The organism is Bradyrhizobium sp. SMVTL-02 (assembly GCF_051853005.1).
In the GTDB taxonomy this organism is placed as follows: Bacteria; Pseudomonadota; Alphaproteobacteria; order Rhizobiales; family Xanthobacteraceae; genus Bradyrhizobium.
The window spans coordinates 6,534,084-6,550,424 of the sequence record NZ_CP182469.1; the positions used below are offsets into that span (position 1 = coordinate 6,534,084).

Below are 16,341 nucleotides of genomic sequence, written 5' to 3' on the forward strand. Positions count from 1 at the left end.
GTAGGGTGGGCAAAGGCGCACTTGCGCCGTGCCCACCATTCGTCTTCGCTGGGCAGAGGTGGTGAGCACGCTTCGCTTTGCCCCCCTACGAGACCTCCCGAATTCTACGAATAACTCGGCGCGTCGGGCTTGCGGAAAATGTGGATGGGGTCACCGGGAATGATCGGCTGCCCCGAGAACATCGCGTAGGCATAGAGCGCGAGATAGGCGATCGCGAGCGCGCCGATGGCGTAGAAGGCTAGGGTCGCGACGCGCTTCATCGATCCGCTCCAGGGCCGTCCCGGCGGGACGGCTCAAGCGCTTCTAGAGCGATGAGGCGGAAAAGGCCAGCCTGCGCGGCGCTTGTCCGCGGCGATCAAATGCCGCGCCGGGTGCGCGCGGGAAGGCTGACATCGGCGAGCCTTGCGGCGTCCTCGTCCTGATCGACCGCCACATACTGGCCGTGCCAATAGGCGAGCGCCGCGTTGCGGGTCGAGTTCCTGACGTCCCTGACGCGGCCGATGACGATGCCGTGCGAGTGCCGCTCGACGATCTCCTCGACCTCGCAGTCGAACACCGACAATGCGCCGACCAGCAGCGGCACGCCCGAGACCGCCGTCACCCACTGGCTGCCTGCGAAGCGGTCGGCGCCCTTCAGCCCGCCCTTGCCGGCAAAACGCTCCGCGATATCGAGCTGGTCGGCATTGAGGATGTTCACGCCGAAGGCGCCATGGCGCCTGATCAGCGGGAAGGAGGAGGCATCGCGATTGATGCTGACCAGCAGGGTCGGCGGCTCCACCGACAGCGAGGTCACGGAAGTCACCGTCATGCCGGTGATGTCCTTGCCCCGGCCGGCGGTGATGACGCTGACGCCGCCGGTGAGGTGGCGCATGGCCCCGCGGAAATCGGCGGGCGAGACGGGGATTTCGGTCATGAGATCGCGGGGCACTACATTCATGGCATGGTCCCCGAAATGGGGTTCCCCTGTATTTAGGTACGATCGTCCGCCGACAAAAGGTGGCTCAGGATCGAGCCTTCCAGGCCCGCCAGCTCTGCGGAGCCACGCTGGCGAGGCCGGGCCGCGTTAACCGTGACGTCATGAGCGATCCGGCCCTCCTCGATCACCAGCACCCGGTCGGCCAGGGCTACCGCCTCGGCGACATCGTGGGTGACCAGGATCGCGGTAAAGCCCTGGTCGCGCCAGACGCGCTCCAGGAGCCGCTGCATCGAGATGCGGGTCAGGGCATCGAGCGCGCCGAGCGGCTCGTCGAAGGCGAGTACCCGCGGACGGGACACCAGTGCGCGGCCGAGCGCGACGCGCTGCTTCTGGCCGCCCGAGAGCACCGAAGGCCACTGGTCGCGCTTATCGGCGAGGCCGACCTCGGTCAACGCCTTCTCTGCGCGCGCATGCGCATCCTGCGATGCGCGATCGCGGCCGAGACCGACCTCGACATTGGCGAGCACGCGCGCCCAGGGCAAGAGCCGCGGCTCCTGGAACATCACGCGGATGTCCTCCGCCTGGACCTCGCCGCCGAAGCTGATGCTGCCGGCATCGACCTTCTCCAGGCCGGCGATCAGGCGCAGCAGCGTGCTCTTGCCGCAGCCGCTCTTGCCGACGATGGCGACGAACTGGCCGGCGGGGATGTGCAGATCGATGCCCCGCAGCACCTCGTTGCTGCCGAAGGATTTGCGCAGGCCCCGGATGCTGAGCGGCAGGCCGCTGGCCTGAACCGGCCGCTCCTCGCGGACCACTCGGGCGTGAGGGGCGAAACTGGCGCGGCTGGCGAGCTCGGTTTCGGGCAGGGACGTACGAAGCGCTGTCTGCATGTGATTCCCGGTATTTCTGCTCAACGTTTCTGGAAGGCGGGGTGCCAGGAGAGCGTCGCCCGCTCCAGCACGCGGGAGGCGCTGTCGGCGAGCTTGCCGAGCAGGGCATAGATCAGGATCGAGAGCACGACGACGTCGATCAACATGAACTCGCGCGCCTGCATCGCCATGTAGCCGAGGCCCGAGGACGCCGCGATGGTCTCGGCGACGATCAGTGTCAGCCACATGATTCCGAGCGCGAAGCGGATGCCGACGAAGATCGAGGGCAGCGCGCCCGGGAAGATGACGCGGCGGAACAACTCGCCATCGGTCATGCCGTAGATGCGGCCCATCTCGATCAGCTGCGGATCGACGGTGCGGATGCCGTGCAGGGTGTTGAGGTAGATCGGGAAGAACACGCCCAGCGCCACCAGGAAGAGCTTGGCGCTCTCGTCGATGCCGAACCAGAGGATGACCAGCGGGATCAGCGCCAGATGCGGCACGTTGCGCACCATCTGCAGCGTGGTGTCGGTGAGCTTGGCGGAGAGCTGCGACAGGCCGTTCGCGAGCCCGAAGGCAAATCCTATGCTGCCGCCGATCAGGAAGCCGATCGAGGCGCGCCAGAACGAGACCCAGATGTTGCGGACGAGCTCGCCGGAGAGCAGCAGCTTCCAGCCCGCCAGCGCGACGTCGCTCGGCGCCGGCAGCACGCGCGTCGGCACGAAGCCGGTGACGCAGGCGACCTGCCAGATCGCGATGATGGCGAGCGGCACGATCCACTGCACCAGGCCGTCGACGCGCGGCAGGCGGACGCTGCGCGGAAGAGAGATGCTGTCGATGAGGCTCATGATTGCGATGCCTCCCTATGCGGGCGGAAGTCGTTGCCGACGGTTTCGCCGAACGGGCCGCCGTTGAAGTGCAGCCTGGTCACGTTTGAAGGCTGCTCCAGCGAGAGCAGCGGGAACACCAGCTCGGCGAAGCGATAGGCTTCCTCCAGATGCGGGTAGCCCGACATGATGAACGTATCGATGCCGATGTCCTGGTACTCCCTAATGCGGGCTGCGACGGTCCGGGCGTCACCGACCAGCGCGGTGCCGGCGCCGCCGCGGACGAGGCCGACACCGGCCCACAGGTTCGGAGCGATCTCGAGCTTGTCGCGCTTGCCGCCATGGAGCTGCGCCATGCGCTGCTGGCCGACGGAGTCCATCCGCGCAAAGTTCTTCTGCGCAGTCGCAATGGTCTCGTCGCTGACATGCTTGATCAGCTCGTTCGCGGCGCGCCAGGCCTCTTCATTGGTCTCGCGGACGATGACGTGAAGACGGATGCCGAAGGACAGCTTGCGGCCGCGTGCGGCGGCGACCTCCCTCACCTTCGCGATCTTCTCGGCAACCTGCGCCGGCGGCTCGCCCCAGGTGAGATATTTGTCGACGGTGTCTACAGCGACGTCGATGCCGGCATCGGACGAGCCGCCGAAATAGAGCGGCGGCCGCGGCGCCTGCAGCGGGGGAAACAGCAGCTTGCCGCCTTCGATGCGGATGTGCTTGCCCTCGACATTGACCACCTTGCCCGCGAGCAGGTCGCTATAGACGTTGAGGAACTCGCGGGTGACCTCGTAACGTTCGTCATGGCTGAGGAAGATGCCGTCGCCCTTGTTCTCGACGGGATCACCGCCGGTGACGACATTGATCAGCAGCCGGCCATTGGTGACGCGGTCCAGCGTCGCCGTCATGCGCGCCGCTACGCTCGGCGATTGCAGGCCGGGCCTGACGGCCACGAGATAGCGCAGCCGCTCCGTGAACGGTGCGACTGAGGAAGCGACGATCCAGGAATCCTCGCAGGACCGTCCTGTCGGTAGCAGCACGCCGAAATAGCCGAGCTGGTCGGCGGCCTGCGCGACCTGGCGCAGATAGTTGAAGTTGACCTCGCGGCCGCCGGTCGCGGTGCCGAGATAGCGGCCGTCGCCGTGGGTCGGCAGGAACCAGAGGATGTTGGCGCTGGATTGGCTCATGGACACACTCCTAGCCGTATGTGGTGCCGACGGCGGCCGCGACGATGCCGATCGACATGACGATGGCTGCGATCACGCGTTGAACGATGCGCTTCATGTTCAGACCCTTTGAGGTGGGAAGATCGGTCGGCAAGGTCAGGCTGCCGGGTTGCGCCAGACGATGTCGCGGATGACGATCGGCCTCGGGATCAGGCCGAGCTTGTGGAAGCGGTCGGCAACGCCCTGCTGGGTCGCGACGATGTCGTCGGTGACGGGTCCGACCACGAAGGACGAGCGGTTGGCCGCGATGGTCTGGACATCCAGGGGAATGGCGGTGACGGCGGCGAGCGACTTTGCCACTTCGTCGCGATGCTGCTCGGCCCATCTGGCGGTCGCGGTGGTGACGTCGACGATCTGCTGCAGGACGGCGCCGTGGTTCTTCGCGAAGTCGCGATTGGCGATGTAGAAGGAGTTGGTCTTGGTGACCTCGCGCGCATTGATCAGGATGCGGCCGTTCTGCCTGGTCTCGCCGATCGCGAAATAGGGATCCCAGATCGCCCAGGCGTCGATGCTGCCATTGGCGAAGGCGGGGCCCGCGTCCGGCGGGGTCAGATAGACGGGGGTGATGTCGGCATAGGTGAGACCGGCCTTCTCCAGCGTCTGCACCACGATGTTGTGGGCGCTGGAGCCCTTGGTGAAGCCGACGCGCTTGCCCTTCAGTTCAGCGATGGAACGGATCGGCGAATCCTTCGGCACCAGGATGCCCTGGCCGTTGGTGACGGGCTGGCCGGCGGCATAGACGATCGCCGCGCCCGCGGCCTGGGCGAACACCGGCGGGGAATCGCCGACGGCGCCGTAATCGACGCTGCCGACATTCATCGCCTCCATCATCGGCGGGCCTGAGGAGAACTCGACCCATTTCACCTCGATGCCCTGGGCCGCGAAATGTTTTTCCAGTGCGGCCTGCTGGCGCGTGATGACCAGCACGCCGTTCTTCTGGTAGCCGATACGAATTTCCTTCACGGCACCTTGCGCGATGGCAGGTGCGGACAGCGCCGCCAGCGCAACAGTTCCGGCGGATAGCTTGAGAAAGTCCCGACGTCGCATTCCACGCTCCCGGCCGGTGGCCGTCATCATTCGTGTTTCGGGAATGATGGTGTGCCTTGTCGGAGGTGTCGAGACGTGCGGGAAAATAGCGATGCGAGCACTGCGCCTGTGGCCGAGTGCATGATTAATCTTTCAAGCAGCCGCGACGATGCAGATGGAAATTTCCGCACGCGAATGTGAGAGCCGCGCCGATTCCGTCCGCGGTCCTGACACCGGAACATAGAAGTCGCAAAACAACCCCATGCACAGTAGCCGGGGCTTGTGAAAGCAAGATCTTACGTATTATCCGAAATTCTTTTGACCCGTCGGGCAAAACAGGGGCATAATGGCATCATGGCGGTGCTCGGGACGGAGGGCACCCGCCGGTCTATTGCGACCACCGGACCGGCAAATTCTGCAGTCCTCGGAACGCCCAGCCGCCGATCCGCACCGGCTCGTCGTCGGCGATCTCGAGCCGTTTGGTTCGGGCGAACAATGTCGGCAGCGCGACGTCGGCGATCATGGCGCGCGAGGCAAAGGCGCCGGCGCAGAAATGCGGGCCGGCGCCGAAGGCGACGCTCTTCGACGTGTCACGCCGCACGTCGAACTGGTCGGCGCGCTCAAAATGCTTCTCATCGCGGTTGGCGGAGCCGAACATCAGGAACACGCGCTCGTCGAGCTCGAATGCGACATCGCGAATGATCCACGGCTTTGCGATGCGCCGCGGCGACATGCCGATCGGTGAGATCCAGCGGGCATATTCCTCGAAGGCCTGCAGCCAGGACACTTCGCCGCGCAGGACCAGGTCGAGCTGGTCGGGATGGGTCAAGAGCGCCCACACCGTGCCGGCGATCGCCTTGCGCGGCTCGTTCTGACCGCCCGATATCGCGAGTTTGACATTCGCGCGCACGCTCTCCATCGGCATGCCCGAGGCAAGCAGCACGCCCAAAATGCTCTGGTCGGGGTGCTTGCGCATCACCGGCAGGATGTCGTCGATCGCGGCATCGATGCCCGAGGTCGCCGCGTGGCAGCGCGCCTCGACCGCGGGATCGCCGGCATAGTTGGCGATGCCCTCGATCATGCCCTGCGACCACGCGTCCATGTCCTGGAAGCCGATGTTGGTGAGGCCGGTGATCGATTTCAGGCATTCGCCGGAGAACGGCAGCGCGAAGTCGCGCATGAAGTCGATGCGGCCTGGCTTGATCGAATCGAGGATGCGGTCGGCATGGGCCTGGAACAACGCGGTCCAGTGCGCCTTCACGGTCTTCGGCGAGATCGTCGGAAACATCGCGCGCCGCTCGACCTGGTGCGCCTCGCCGTCCTTGCGCATCATGTTGTGCCCCATCAGCCGGTTCATCAGGCCGGCCGGCTGGTGCGAGGAGAACACGTCGATCTGCTTCTCCGAGATCGAGATGTCGTCGCGGCTCGTCAGCAGCGTCGAGCCGAGCTGCGGGACGAAGGCGATCGGGGCGTCCTTTCGCATCTTCGCGAGCATCGGATAGGGATCGGCCCAGAATGCATCAGGATCGATGTCGATGCGCGGCGCGGTGCTCAAGGCGGCGGCTCCCCTGGATTTTCGTTTCCTCCAGGCCAGATTAGCGAAGTCCGGCGCCGGCGTCTGTCCCTCGCGATAGGGACGAGCATCTCTTCGCAAGTCGGATGCATGCCGCAAAGAAACGGCTAACCACGTTACGACGAACTACACCTGGCCGACTTGCGGCACACAAACGCCGCCCTGGAGAGGATCGCGGCGGCTGTCGAGAAGCAATCGTCGGGTTAGCTTTGGGTTGTCAGACGTTTGGCCGCGCCGACGTGCTCTAACTTCGGGAGTGAGCGTCAGAGCCGCCCGACGAACCGTCATTCTGGCGGGTCCAAAGTTCGTGTTGTTCGATCCGCCGAGTCCCCTCCGGGTTCGGCTATCGTATCTTCTCAAGCCTTTGTCTGCTTTCAAGTCAGATCGCAGCTCCGGCCAGCAAGAAAGCGCCGCCAAGCGCGACCATCACCAGTCCGGGCCAGTTCGATTTGACGCCGAAGCCGCTACCGGGCCTTTCAGGCTCCAGCGTGTCACGCCCGGAGCGAAGCCACTTCCCACCGCTAAATCGGCTCCGCCAAATCGGCTGAAACGCCATTTGGAATATGCCGCCGAAAACAAGGAGCACTCCAAGCCATACGAGAGTCATGCTCGCCTCCTCTACCCGCGAACGCCGATAGGTCGCCGCCCGAGAACCGTGGTCCATTCAACGTCTGCCCGCTGCTCTCGGAATCAGACCGGGCTTGAAAGCCGCCGGGCGGACCAGCGCGCTGCTGCACGCAGGCTGGGGATCGCACTCACCGCAGCTCAGACAATGTCCAAGCCTCCTGCCTAGTCCTCGTCCGGCTCGCGCACGACCGCCGGTTCGTCGGTTTCGTCCTCTTCATCGTCTTGCTCGTCCTCCTCATCCTCTTCGTCGTCATCAGGATCGCGGGGCGGCGTCGTGTTGGTCATGACCGCGAAGACATGCCGGTCGATCCTAGCAATAACCAGCTCAGGAAGTAGCGTCATGTTGTTGCTCCTCGGATGTGACGCCGGGGCACTCTACCCCTATTCGGCGGAGCAGACACGAAATTGGCTGCCGCCGCGGGCGAGGTGCGGTCATCTCCATCAGACGCGCTGGAGACGAGTGTCCGGGTTCGTCGCATTCGGCTCACTCGCGCGGGCTTGCCCACGTCTGCCAATGTGCGGTCTGGTCTCGGCCGCGGACACGCTGGACAGCAGGGCGATGTTCGCCGTCGGTTATCACGCCGGTCTGGCCATGCGCGCCATTTTCGATCTGCCGCGATCAGCCGACATGGCTTCAAACAGAAAAAAGGCGCGGCCGGCTGGAGTACAGCGATTACCCGTGCCCCGATAACCTTAGACCTCTCAAATAGTTGAATGAAATGTGGACATGATTTCTGCTAGGCGTCCACGGGCCCACTCGGGAAAAAGTAGCAATTGAGTTCCGCTGAAGGGGGTTGGTATCAAGGGCCTCAGGCGAGCGCAGCATGAAGACTCATGCAAAAATGCACGCCGCGCGGCTGAACGATCGGTCGAATCTGATGGGTCAAGCGCAGCCATGACGGGCATCGATTTCGAGCAGATTGTGGATCGCATCCATGAGGCCGCGACTGTCCCGGAACTCTGGCCGGACGTCCTGGAAGACATCGCTCATGCCGCAGGTGCGCATGGCATGGTCATGATTACCTCGGACTCCGATCAGTGGTCTGGTGTCTGGAATGGTGTCGTGACGTCGCCGTCGATCCGTGAGGCATTCTCGGCGTTCCTGCGTGACGGCATCTCCAGTCGCACCGAGACGACCCCCAGGCTCCTGGCACTCGATCACCCCGGCTTCGTCAGCGACCAGGATGTGTTTTCGCTGGAAGAATGGGAGCGTGATCCCTATCGGGCGGAATGGAACAGGAAGTGGGGATTCGAGCACGCTTGCGCGACGGCCGTCCGCAGCCCCTCCGGTGAGATCATCGTTTTCCATATGGAACGATTGGCCGGCCGGCCGGCCTTTTCGCGGCAGGACCTCGACTTTCTCGACCGGTTTCGCCCCCATCTCGCGCGCGCAGCTCTGCTGGCGACGCGCTGGCGTCTGACCTGGATGCGGGCGGCGACCGAGGCGCTGTCGCTCGTCGGCTTGCCAGCCGTCGCGATTGCCCGCTCAGGACGGGTTCTGGCAGCGAACGCCTTGATCGAAGGCATGACGGACGTTCTGAACTGGTTGCCGAAGGACCGGATCGCAATCAGGGACCGCGCCGCCGATACAATGCTGCGCGCTGGTCTAGCTCAACTCGATTTGCCGGAGAAAGCCGTGTGCTCCTTCGCCGCGCGTCGCACAAGCGATCTTGACCGGGTGGTCCTCCATCTCGTCCCGATGCCGGGTGAAGCACGCGATCTGTTTGATGGGGCGGTTGGCCTCCTCATTGCGACGCCAGTCACCGCCTCCCAGGCGCCGAGCCTGGCGCTCATTCGTGGGCTGTTTGATCTCACCCCCAGCGAGGCGCGCGTTGCGCGCGGCATCGCGCAAGGACAGACGATCGGCGACATTGCGTCGCATCACGGGCTAAGCCGCGAGACAATCCGCACGCAGATCAAGGCAGTCCTTGCCAAGACGGGAACGCGTAATCAGAAGAGCGCAGCCGCGCTCTTCGGCGCCATCCCCAGATTGCCAATGAATGATTGAGGCCTCGCCAGGCCGGATCTGCCACGGTATGAGCAGGCTCCCCTTCACCCATATGGGTGAAGACACAGGTCGGCCCTCCGGGTTCAACTCCGCCTGAGTAGATATCTGGCGAGAAGCGGCGGGGATGGCGGGACCGGAATTTCCGATTTTCGAAGTGACCCTGGCACAGCGCAGGCGAAGGAAATGGACCTGGAGCGTCTGCACCGTGCAAGGAGTCGTCGTGATGCAGGGCCGGGAAGCCAGTCGACCTGCCGCAAAGTACCAGGCCGAACGAGCGCTTTTCATGCTACTGCTGACTGCGCCCTATCGGGCGCGACTTCCCCTGTAGCGCGGCGCTCATTGAGCGCTGCAGGATTGCCAGCTCTGCGGAAGCGCAGGAATTGCATGGCGCCTCTCGTTCCGCAGGCCTATCGCATCTGAAAAAGCGTGTCGGATAGCTCGCCCGCAGCCGCCCCTTCGAGACGCCCGCCGATGGCGGGCCCTCAGGGTGAGGGCGGAGTGCGCGGCGGCCCCGCCGCGGCATCCTCGCAGGCTTCAGCTCCGAAGCGATCTCGCAAGGGCTCGGCATCAGCCTGAGCGGCGGGCGGGTGGCGAACACGGCAGCGAGAGACTGATCCGGCGCTGCCGTCTCCTGAAAATGGCGGGCCACGCTCGCCGCGATCGCCGGCGCGATCGCCCCAAGCCGGTCGCGCTGCGCGGCGCTGCCCTGCGTGGCGATGCGATGGAAGTTGACGTAGAAGCAGGTGCCATCAACCAAGATCGCGGTCGCGCGTTTGTCGACGATGCCGGAATCCTAAAAGAAGATTTTCCCTTAGCGCGCGCCGTACATGCGCGAAGCGAACGCAACGGAATATCGACGGAAGTCGGAGCGGCCTCAAGTCCGCCCACGAGCGGCCTACTTGCCTTCGTTCCATATGTCGGTGGCGAGCTTCCAGTCATTTCCGACCTTTTCCCAAACAACGACGTACTTCCCGGTCACTTCCTGCGGCGTCGACGCCTTGGTCTTCAGAGCAAACGTGCCGATCTCGCGCGCCGCCAAAGGGCCAAGCGCCTTCACGTCAACCGTCGCGAGCCTGGGATCGCCGACCTGCTCCGCCATGCTTTTCCACATTCCTTCGATGGCTGCTCGACCCTGCACCATCGAAGAACCGGGCGGCAGCACGATCGCATCGGCGCTATAGAGCGACGCAATGCCAGAGAAATCGCCCTTGTTGAACAATTCGACAAATTTGGCATTGATCGCTTCAATCTCGGGCTTCTGCGCCAATGCCGGAGCCGCCAACGCGATCACGAATACAATCACCAACCCGATGCTGCGCATAATCACCTCCAACTGAATCTACGACTCGAATGCAGCGCGGCCGTTGCTCCACAGGGGATGCGTTCAATGCCGCATCCCAGGCCGCGTTTGACTAAACAGCAACTCCGGAGGATTACCGTAAGCAATATTGACGAGATGCAGGATGCGGCAAACGAGATGAGCAATGCTGCGGGACGTGCAAAACGCTTTGCCGAGGAAAGAGGCCCGCCAGCTGTGAGAGCCGGGCTGCCCATTCGCTCAATGGCGCAACAGCACGGCATCGCGCAGCGCGCGGCTCGAGCTTAAGACAGAGCCAATACCCAGGGCCATCAGCAGCAAGCCCACCCAGCTTGCCATCCAGCCTCCCTCGTCGGCCGCCTCCGCAACGCGGATGCTCACCGGTGGCACCTGAATAGAGGCCGCGTCGCTGGCGGGCGCTACAAGCTTTTGCAGATCCGCGATGGCCGGCACGGCGTTCTCGGGCGTGGGCTGGCCGGTTTGAACAGGGCTAGCGGGCGGGGCCGGCATCAAAGGCGTCGTGCCCGTACCGACAACGAGAGCGGCATCAGCGACCTTGACCTCGGTTGGAGGCGGCGTCGGCTGGACGCCCTCTGCCGGTGTGGAGCGCTCCAACTCGGCACGCGCATCCACGACCGAGATCCGCCGCCTGCGCGGCGCAGTTTCGTTCTCGTCAGGATCGGCGCGGCGATGGGCCACGCGACCATGAGCCGGCTTTTTCACCGTGGTGACATGCTCCGCCAGGAACCAGCATTTGCGGCCCTGGTCTCGCCGATAGACCCAGTGCTGGTCCGCACCGGCCGAGTTACCGGGCCGCGACAAGCATTCCGCCTGCGCCGGAGCGGTCGCCGCCGGCTCGCGCGCAGGGCCAATGAAAAGATCGGCAAATGGGTCGGAGAACGCAGGTTGCGCGGCCAGAACCCCAACAAGAACTAAACTCGCCTGACAAAGTCGCAAATGACCGGACATCGAAAACTCCCGGTGTGGCGCCCCCACCGGCATGACCCTTCTCGGCGAGATAGGCCGCCATGCGGCCCAAATCTGGCGGAGCCATGGATTCATTGTGCGGGAGCCGCGAGGAACCTTGAGCCGGACGCAGTTCAATGGCGGCCGATCAGCTGCAGTCGGCGATTCTCTGCCGCAGATGATCAACCAGAGGTTCCGCGCCCATTGTCAGACAACCATAATGTCCCCAGGGAATCTGGACGACATCCAATCGAGGACTGAGACGCCTCCACCCCTCGCCATCGTGTTCGGCGGCGTAGAAAACCACGGGGACGTCGAGCGGCGCCGGAAGATATCGCGCCATTGCTATTGAATAAGCGTACCACAGCGGCTGCGGGACTTCAGTCTTGGCGACCACAACCGGCTGGCTCGCCGACCGCTTGGCGTACCGCTCCCACTGTGCCAGGCATTCAAACGTCCCGCGCAGGACGCGGGATGGAACCACGGGCTTCATCACGCCAACGATCGCCCGCGTCAGCGGACGGGCATTGACGGTCGGCGGGTCGACCATCGCGACCATGTGAACCTTGTGTCCAGCATCCATCAATTGGCGCGCTATTTCGAACGCCACCATTGCGCCGTTGCATTTGCCGCCCAGGAAGAAAGGGCCACAAGCCTGCCGTTCCAGGATGAGCGGCAGGCGCTCGGCGGCCATTTGCTCGATCGAGGGCGGCACCAACTCACCACGAAGACCGTGCGGATTGATGGAAATGATGGGATGATCGGGGCCGAGGAGCTCAACCATTCGCCGCACGCTCGCGTGTCCGCTGACGAGGTCTCCATTGAAGAAGTGCAGCGGAGGCCGATTGCCGCCGCCGTGAAAGTGGATGAAGGGTGTCGCTTGCGTGTCGATTTGCGTGTCAATCTTGTGGACGAGCTGCCGGATGGTTTCCGCTCCGAAGAGGATCGTTTCCGGCACGGCTTGACCGATCAGCTGTCCGAGCTCGATCAGCATCTCCATCGCGAGCAGCGAGTCACCTCCGCATGCAAAGAAATCGTCGTCGAGCGTCACGGCATCGGACTTGAGCAGTCTCCGCCACAGCGTCAGCAATTCACCTTCCAGGTCCAGCGACGCTTTGGGCGCGACCGGCACAGGCATTGCCCGCTGACGATCCGGCGGTTCGCGGAGCCATTCGCGCAATCGACGGCGTTGCACTTTTCCCGTCGCGCCCTTTGGCAGTTGGTCGAGGATCACAATGCGTCGCGGAACCTTGAACGATGTCAACTCGGGCCGCAGGAACTCGCGAAGCTCCTCGGGTGTGACTTGCGCCCCGGGGCGGGCAATGATTGCGGCGGCGACGTCCTCGCCAAGACGTGGATGAGGGAGGGCAAAGGCGGCAGCCTCGGCTACAGCCGGATGGCGTAGCAAGGCGGATTCGACCTCGGCAGGAGCAATCTTCTCGCCGCCGCGATTGATCAGTTCGCTCAGGCGACCATGCAAGGAGAGAAAGCCGTCTTCGTCGAGGCTGCCGATGTCGCCCGTGCGAAACCAGCCATCGACGAAAGCAGCTTGATTGAGCTCCGGCGCATCGAGATAGCCGGAGAACACCGTGGGGCCACGGATCCAGATCTCGCCGCGCTCGCCCGCCGCCAGGAAACGCCCATCCTCACTGGCGATAACCAGAGTTCCAGGCCAAGGTTGGCCGCAGGTCCCTGGCCTGTTCGCGCCGGGCGGCGGCAGATTGGCGGCGATCTGCGCGGCTTCGCTGGAGCCATAATGCTCCAGCACAGGCGCGCCTAAAATGCGCTGCAGGCCGTCCCGTACGTCCGGCGGCAGCGGCGCGCCGCCCGATACGACGAACCGCAACGTGTGCGGCGCGCGCGCATCTGCGAGCGCTCTCACCTTGTCCAGCACTGCAGCATGAAGCGCAGGACCTGCCGAGTACCAGGTCGGGCTCAGACAATCCAGCCACTCATCCAGCGCGACGATGGCATTGTTTTCCGGGACAGCGATGCTGCCGCCGGTCAGCAGCGGTGTGAACACCGTTACTTTGAGCCCATGAGAATAGAATGGGGGCGACACGCTCAAGCAGCGGTCCTGGTGCGTGAGGCCGAACCAGGCCTGGAGACGCGCGGCCGCGGCCAGCATGTTGCCGTGGCTGAACGGAATGAGCTTTGGCTGCGCGGTCGTGCCCGACGTCTGCAGGATGAAGGCTGGCGAGTGTGGAGCTGGCTCAGCGTCGATGGCGGCGCGATCGGCAGCCCGCACGGTGACATCAAGTCCAAGCTGGCCATGTGCGACCGGAACGGCTTCGATGATGGAGATCCCGCGCCGCTCGGCCGCTTGCCGCGCTTCAGTGCCGCTGCCTTGCAGCACGACAAGAGCGTTCAGGCGCAGCATGTCGAAGCGCTGATCGATCTCCGCCGGGGACAGCCGCGGATCGAGAGGAACCGCGATGCTGCAGCAAGCCACGGCCACGATGGCGAGAACCGCCTCCGGACCGAACGGCATGAGCACCCCGATCCGAGCGTCGCAATCGAACCCACCCAAACGCAACTGCCCGCGAATGTCGTCCAACCTGCGCTGAAGATCGCCATAGGTCAGAGGCGCAGACGTGGTGGAGACGATCGCGGTCCGATGCGGAAATCGGCTGGCAGTCCGACCAATGACCTCGCCCAGCGTGCATCGCGCGCCGGGGTCTGTGCCGTCGGCAAACGAGATTTCCTCGGACGACTTCGCGATCTCTCGGAGCAAATTCGTCACAGCGGGCTCTGGCATCTTCAGGGGGATGGGCAAAGCCGCCGCAATTGCCCGCTGCGAGCATTACGGCCGCTTTCCTCCCAGCCGGGCAATTGGCAATGGTGGGTACCTCACAATGATGAGTGCCTCACAATGACGCGCCTTTTTAGTATGCTATTTTCTCCGTCAGCCCACCGGCCCCAGCGTCCAATCATCCCCTGCAAGGGGGCTGACCTTCACGTCCTTGATGACTCCGCGCTCCAGGCTCGGATCGAAATGGCGCATCGTCCGCTCGTTGAAATCGATGATGCGGCCGGGCCTGAGTGGTCCCACGTCATTGATCTTGACGATGACCTTCTTGCCGACGGCCTCGACAAGTGCATATTTCGGCCTCGCACCAAATAGCACCCCGCCGAATTTCCGACGCAACGTCGTCTTGATCGCCGCCGCCCAATCGGAGGGATCATAGCGCTCGCCGGAGGCTGTCTTCGGACCGCCCTCCTCCTTGCCGGGCTTGAACGGATTGTACGTGGATGCGGCGCCAACGACCGCCTCCCCGGAGGCGGCATCGACGACGGCGTTTGCGTGACCTCCACGCGTTTCACTTCGAACAGCAGTGACAGAAAGGGCAAGCGCAAGCAGGGCGCCGCAAAGCGCGGCGCTCGAGCGGAACAGCATCATAACTCCTGTGTTTTTTCGTCGACCGGTTCCCGTCACCGCAAACACGGCAAGCGAACGCAGAAGCGTTCAGGAGCTTGCGCCGCGTCTTTGCGGAATCGTGCCAACCCCTTGGCTATGGAACCGTCGTGAGAACCAGAGTGGTTCCCACGCAGTGTTTTAAGTTATCGCCGGGTTAAGACAGAGATTGCGTCAGCAACATGACTTCACGGACATATCCTGCGCTGCACTGGCCGGCGCGACATTGATCGCGAGCTTGCCGTAGCGATCCGTAAAAGCCACGGTGTCGATCTCTTCCAGCTTGATTTCGCCGCTCATCACGCCCTGTTTCCACGCGGCGTGCGCCGGATCATTCTGGAACTCAGGCATCACCTCGCTGCCGAACAATTCCAGCGATTCGCAGATGTGCTCGTGGCTATTCTTGCCGGCCTGGTTGAGCAGGATGACCTGGTCGATATGCGACGACTGAAAGCGCTTCAGTTTGTTTCGGATCGTCTCGGGCGAGCCGATCAGGCCGCCGCGCAGCGCGGCCTCCTGCGCCTCCGGGTTGTCGCGCTTCCACTTGTTGTACTCGTCCCACATGTTGACGGTGTAGGGCGCGGGACGCTGGCGGTTTTGCGCGGCGCCGTAGTAACGCAGCGCGAACTGGAAGAAGGTGGCGCCGTCGGCGCGCGCCCGCGCTTCCTCGTCGGTCTTCGCGCACATGAAGAACGACACCAGCGCCATGTTCGGATTGATCTCGTAGTCGGCCAATTTGTGCAGCCGCTTGGTCATCGCATTGTAGTAAGCGTGCACCCAGGCATGCGCGGCTTCGGCACTGACGAACTGAAAACCTAGCGCCCCAAAACCGTGGCGGCCGGCGCGCTCGATGGTCGGCAATTGCGAGCAGGCCATCCACAGCGGCGGATGCGGCTTCTGCACCGGCTTCGGCACGACGTTGCGCAGCGGAATGTCGAAGTACTTGCCGTGATGCTCGCTGCCGGCGTCCTTGAACATCGGGAAGATCGCCTGCACTGCTTCCTCGAACACTTCCTTCTTGGTCTCCATGTCGCGGCCGAACGGGGTGAGCTCGGTGATGGACGCGCTCTCGCCCATGCCGAATTCGCAGCGGCCGTTACTGAGCAGATCGAGCACCGCGACACGCTCGGCGACGCGGGCCGGATGGTTGGTGGTGAGCTGAAGGATGCCGTGACCGAGGCGGATGTTCTTCGTGCGCTGGCTGGCGGCGGCGAGAAACGATTCCGGCGAAGGCGAGTGCGAGTATTCCTCGAGGAAGTGGTGCTCGACCACCCAGGCATGGTCGTAGCCGAGCCTGTCGGCGAGCTCCATCTGCGAGAGTGCGTTCTGGTAGAGGGCGAGCTCGTCGCCCGCCACCCAGGCCCGTGGCAGCTGCAGCTCATAGAAGATGCCGAACTTCACGACGCCCCTCCCGCCTGTTGTTGTTAACTGCATCTTAGAGCGTGAGCCGGCGCTGTCTACGCGGCCGCAATTCCGCGGCGTGGGAGAACGATTCCCCGCCTGCACAGAGCGGCGCGCTGCGTCCCGGCGCTGCCGCCGCGACATCCGCGCCAGTCGACAGATTGATACAAATCAA

15 protein-coding genes and 1 pseudogene are annotated in these 16,341 nt (G+C 64.0%); 1 reads left to right on the plus strand and 15 read right to left on the minus strand.

The genetic code is table 11. The features are described from left to right. Positions 1-104: 104 nt before the first annotated feature. From ACNJYB_RS31190 to ACNJYB_RS31235, 10 genes and pseudogenes are all read right to left on the minus strand, one after another. A complete protein-coding gene (locus ACNJYB_RS31190; RefSeq protein ID WP_439370368.1) occupies positions 105-260 on the minus strand; it encodes a hypothetical protein in 156 nt (51 codons plus the stop codon). Positions 261-355: 95 nt separating this feature from the next. After that, positions 356-937: a flavin reductase family protein gene (locus ACNJYB_RS31195; RefSeq protein ID WP_439370369.1), complete on the minus strand. Its 582-nt coding sequence runs from the start codon at positions 935-937 to the stop codon at positions 356-358. A 32-nt stretch (positions 938-969) separates the two neighbouring features. After that, a pseudogene (locus ACNJYB_RS31200) lies at positions 970-1,614 on the minus strand (ABC transporter ATP-binding protein); the annotation flags it as partial. Positions 1,615-1,826: 212 nt separating this feature from the next. Continuing rightward, on the minus strand, positions 1,827-2,633 hold the full coding sequence (locus tag ACNJYB_RS31205) for an ABC transporter permease subunit (RefSeq protein ID WP_439370370.1): 807 nt from the start codon (positions 2,631-2,633) through the stop codon (positions 1,827-1,829). Further along, entirely contained in the window at positions 2,630-3,793 is a 1,164-nt protein-coding gene (ssuD, locus tag ACNJYB_RS31210) for an FMNH2-dependent alkanesulfonate monooxygenase (protein WP_439370371.1), read from the minus strand. Before ssuD ends, ACNJYB_RS31205 begins: the two co-directional genes overlap by 4 nt. A gap of 10 nt (positions 3,794-3,803) precedes the next feature. Beyond that, positions 3,804-3,926: a hypothetical protein gene (locus ACNJYB_RS31215; protein WP_439370372.1), complete on the minus strand. Its 123-nt coding sequence runs from the start codon at positions 3,924-3,926 to the stop codon at positions 3,804-3,806. A gap of 2 nt (positions 3,927-3,928) precedes the next feature. Continuing rightward, complete coding sequence (locus ACNJYB_RS31220; RefSeq protein ID WP_439370373.1) at positions 3,929-4,879, minus strand: aliphatic sulfonate ABC transporter substrate-binding protein; 951 nt, start codon at positions 4,877-4,879, stop codon at positions 3,929-3,931. A gap of 367 nt (positions 4,880-5,246) precedes the next feature. Beyond that, positions 5,247-6,413, minus strand: a complete 1,167-nt coding sequence (locus ACNJYB_RS31225; RefSeq protein ID WP_439370374.1) for a cytochrome P450 — start codon at positions 6,411-6,413, stop codon at positions 5,247-5,249. A gap of 397 nt (positions 6,414-6,810) precedes the next feature. Next, a complete protein-coding gene (locus ACNJYB_RS31230) occupies positions 6,811-7,038 on the minus strand; it encodes a hypothetical protein (RefSeq protein ID WP_439370375.1) in 228 nt (75 codons plus the stop codon). Between the two features lie 182 nt (positions 7,039-7,220). Further along, on the minus strand, positions 7,221-7,400 hold the full coding sequence (locus ACNJYB_RS31235) for a hypothetical protein (RefSeq protein WP_439375800.1): 180 nt from the start codon (positions 7,398-7,400) through the stop codon (positions 7,221-7,223). Between the two features lie 553 nt (positions 7,401-7,953). Between ACNJYB_RS31235 and ACNJYB_RS31240 the strand changes: the two genes are divergently transcribed. Then, positions 7,954-9,066 (plus strand): helix-turn-helix transcriptional regulator, encoded by a 1,113-nt coding sequence (locus ACNJYB_RS31240; protein ID WP_439370376.1) that lies wholly within the window; start codon positions 7,954-7,956, stop codon positions 9,064-9,066. Positions 9,067-9,961: 895 nt separating this feature from the next. Here ACNJYB_RS31240 and ACNJYB_RS31245 read toward each other — a convergent pair. From ACNJYB_RS31245 to ACNJYB_RS31265, 5 genes are all read right to left on the minus strand, one after another. Continuing rightward, positions 9,962-10,387, minus strand: a complete 426-nt coding sequence (locus tag ACNJYB_RS31245; RefSeq protein ID WP_439370377.1) for a YybH family protein — start codon at positions 10,385-10,387, stop codon at positions 9,962-9,964. Positions 10,388-10,624: 237 nt separating this feature from the next. Beyond that, positions 10,625-11,353 (minus strand): hypothetical protein, encoded by a 729-nt coding sequence (locus ACNJYB_RS31250; RefSeq protein ID WP_439370378.1) that lies wholly within the window; start codon positions 11,351-11,353, stop codon positions 10,625-10,627. Between the two features lie 145 nt (positions 11,354-11,498). After that, entirely contained in the window at positions 11,499-14,093 is a 2,595-nt protein-coding gene (locus ACNJYB_RS31255; protein WP_439370379.1) for an AMP-binding protein, read from the minus strand. 162 nt (positions 14,094-14,255) lie between these two features. Then, positions 14,256-14,750 carry an RlpA-like double-psi beta-barrel domain-containing protein gene (locus ACNJYB_RS31260; RefSeq protein ID WP_439370380.1) on the minus strand — a complete coding sequence of 165 codons (495 nt, stop codon included), beginning with the start codon at positions 14,748-14,750 and terminating at the stop codon, positions 14,256-14,258. Between the two features lie 189 nt (positions 14,751-14,939). Beyond that, complete coding sequence (locus tag ACNJYB_RS31265; RefSeq protein WP_439370381.1) at positions 14,940-16,166, minus strand: LLM class flavin-dependent oxidoreductase; 1,227 nt, start codon at positions 16,164-16,166, stop codon at positions 14,940-14,942. Positions 16,167-16,341 lie beyond the last annotated feature (175 nt).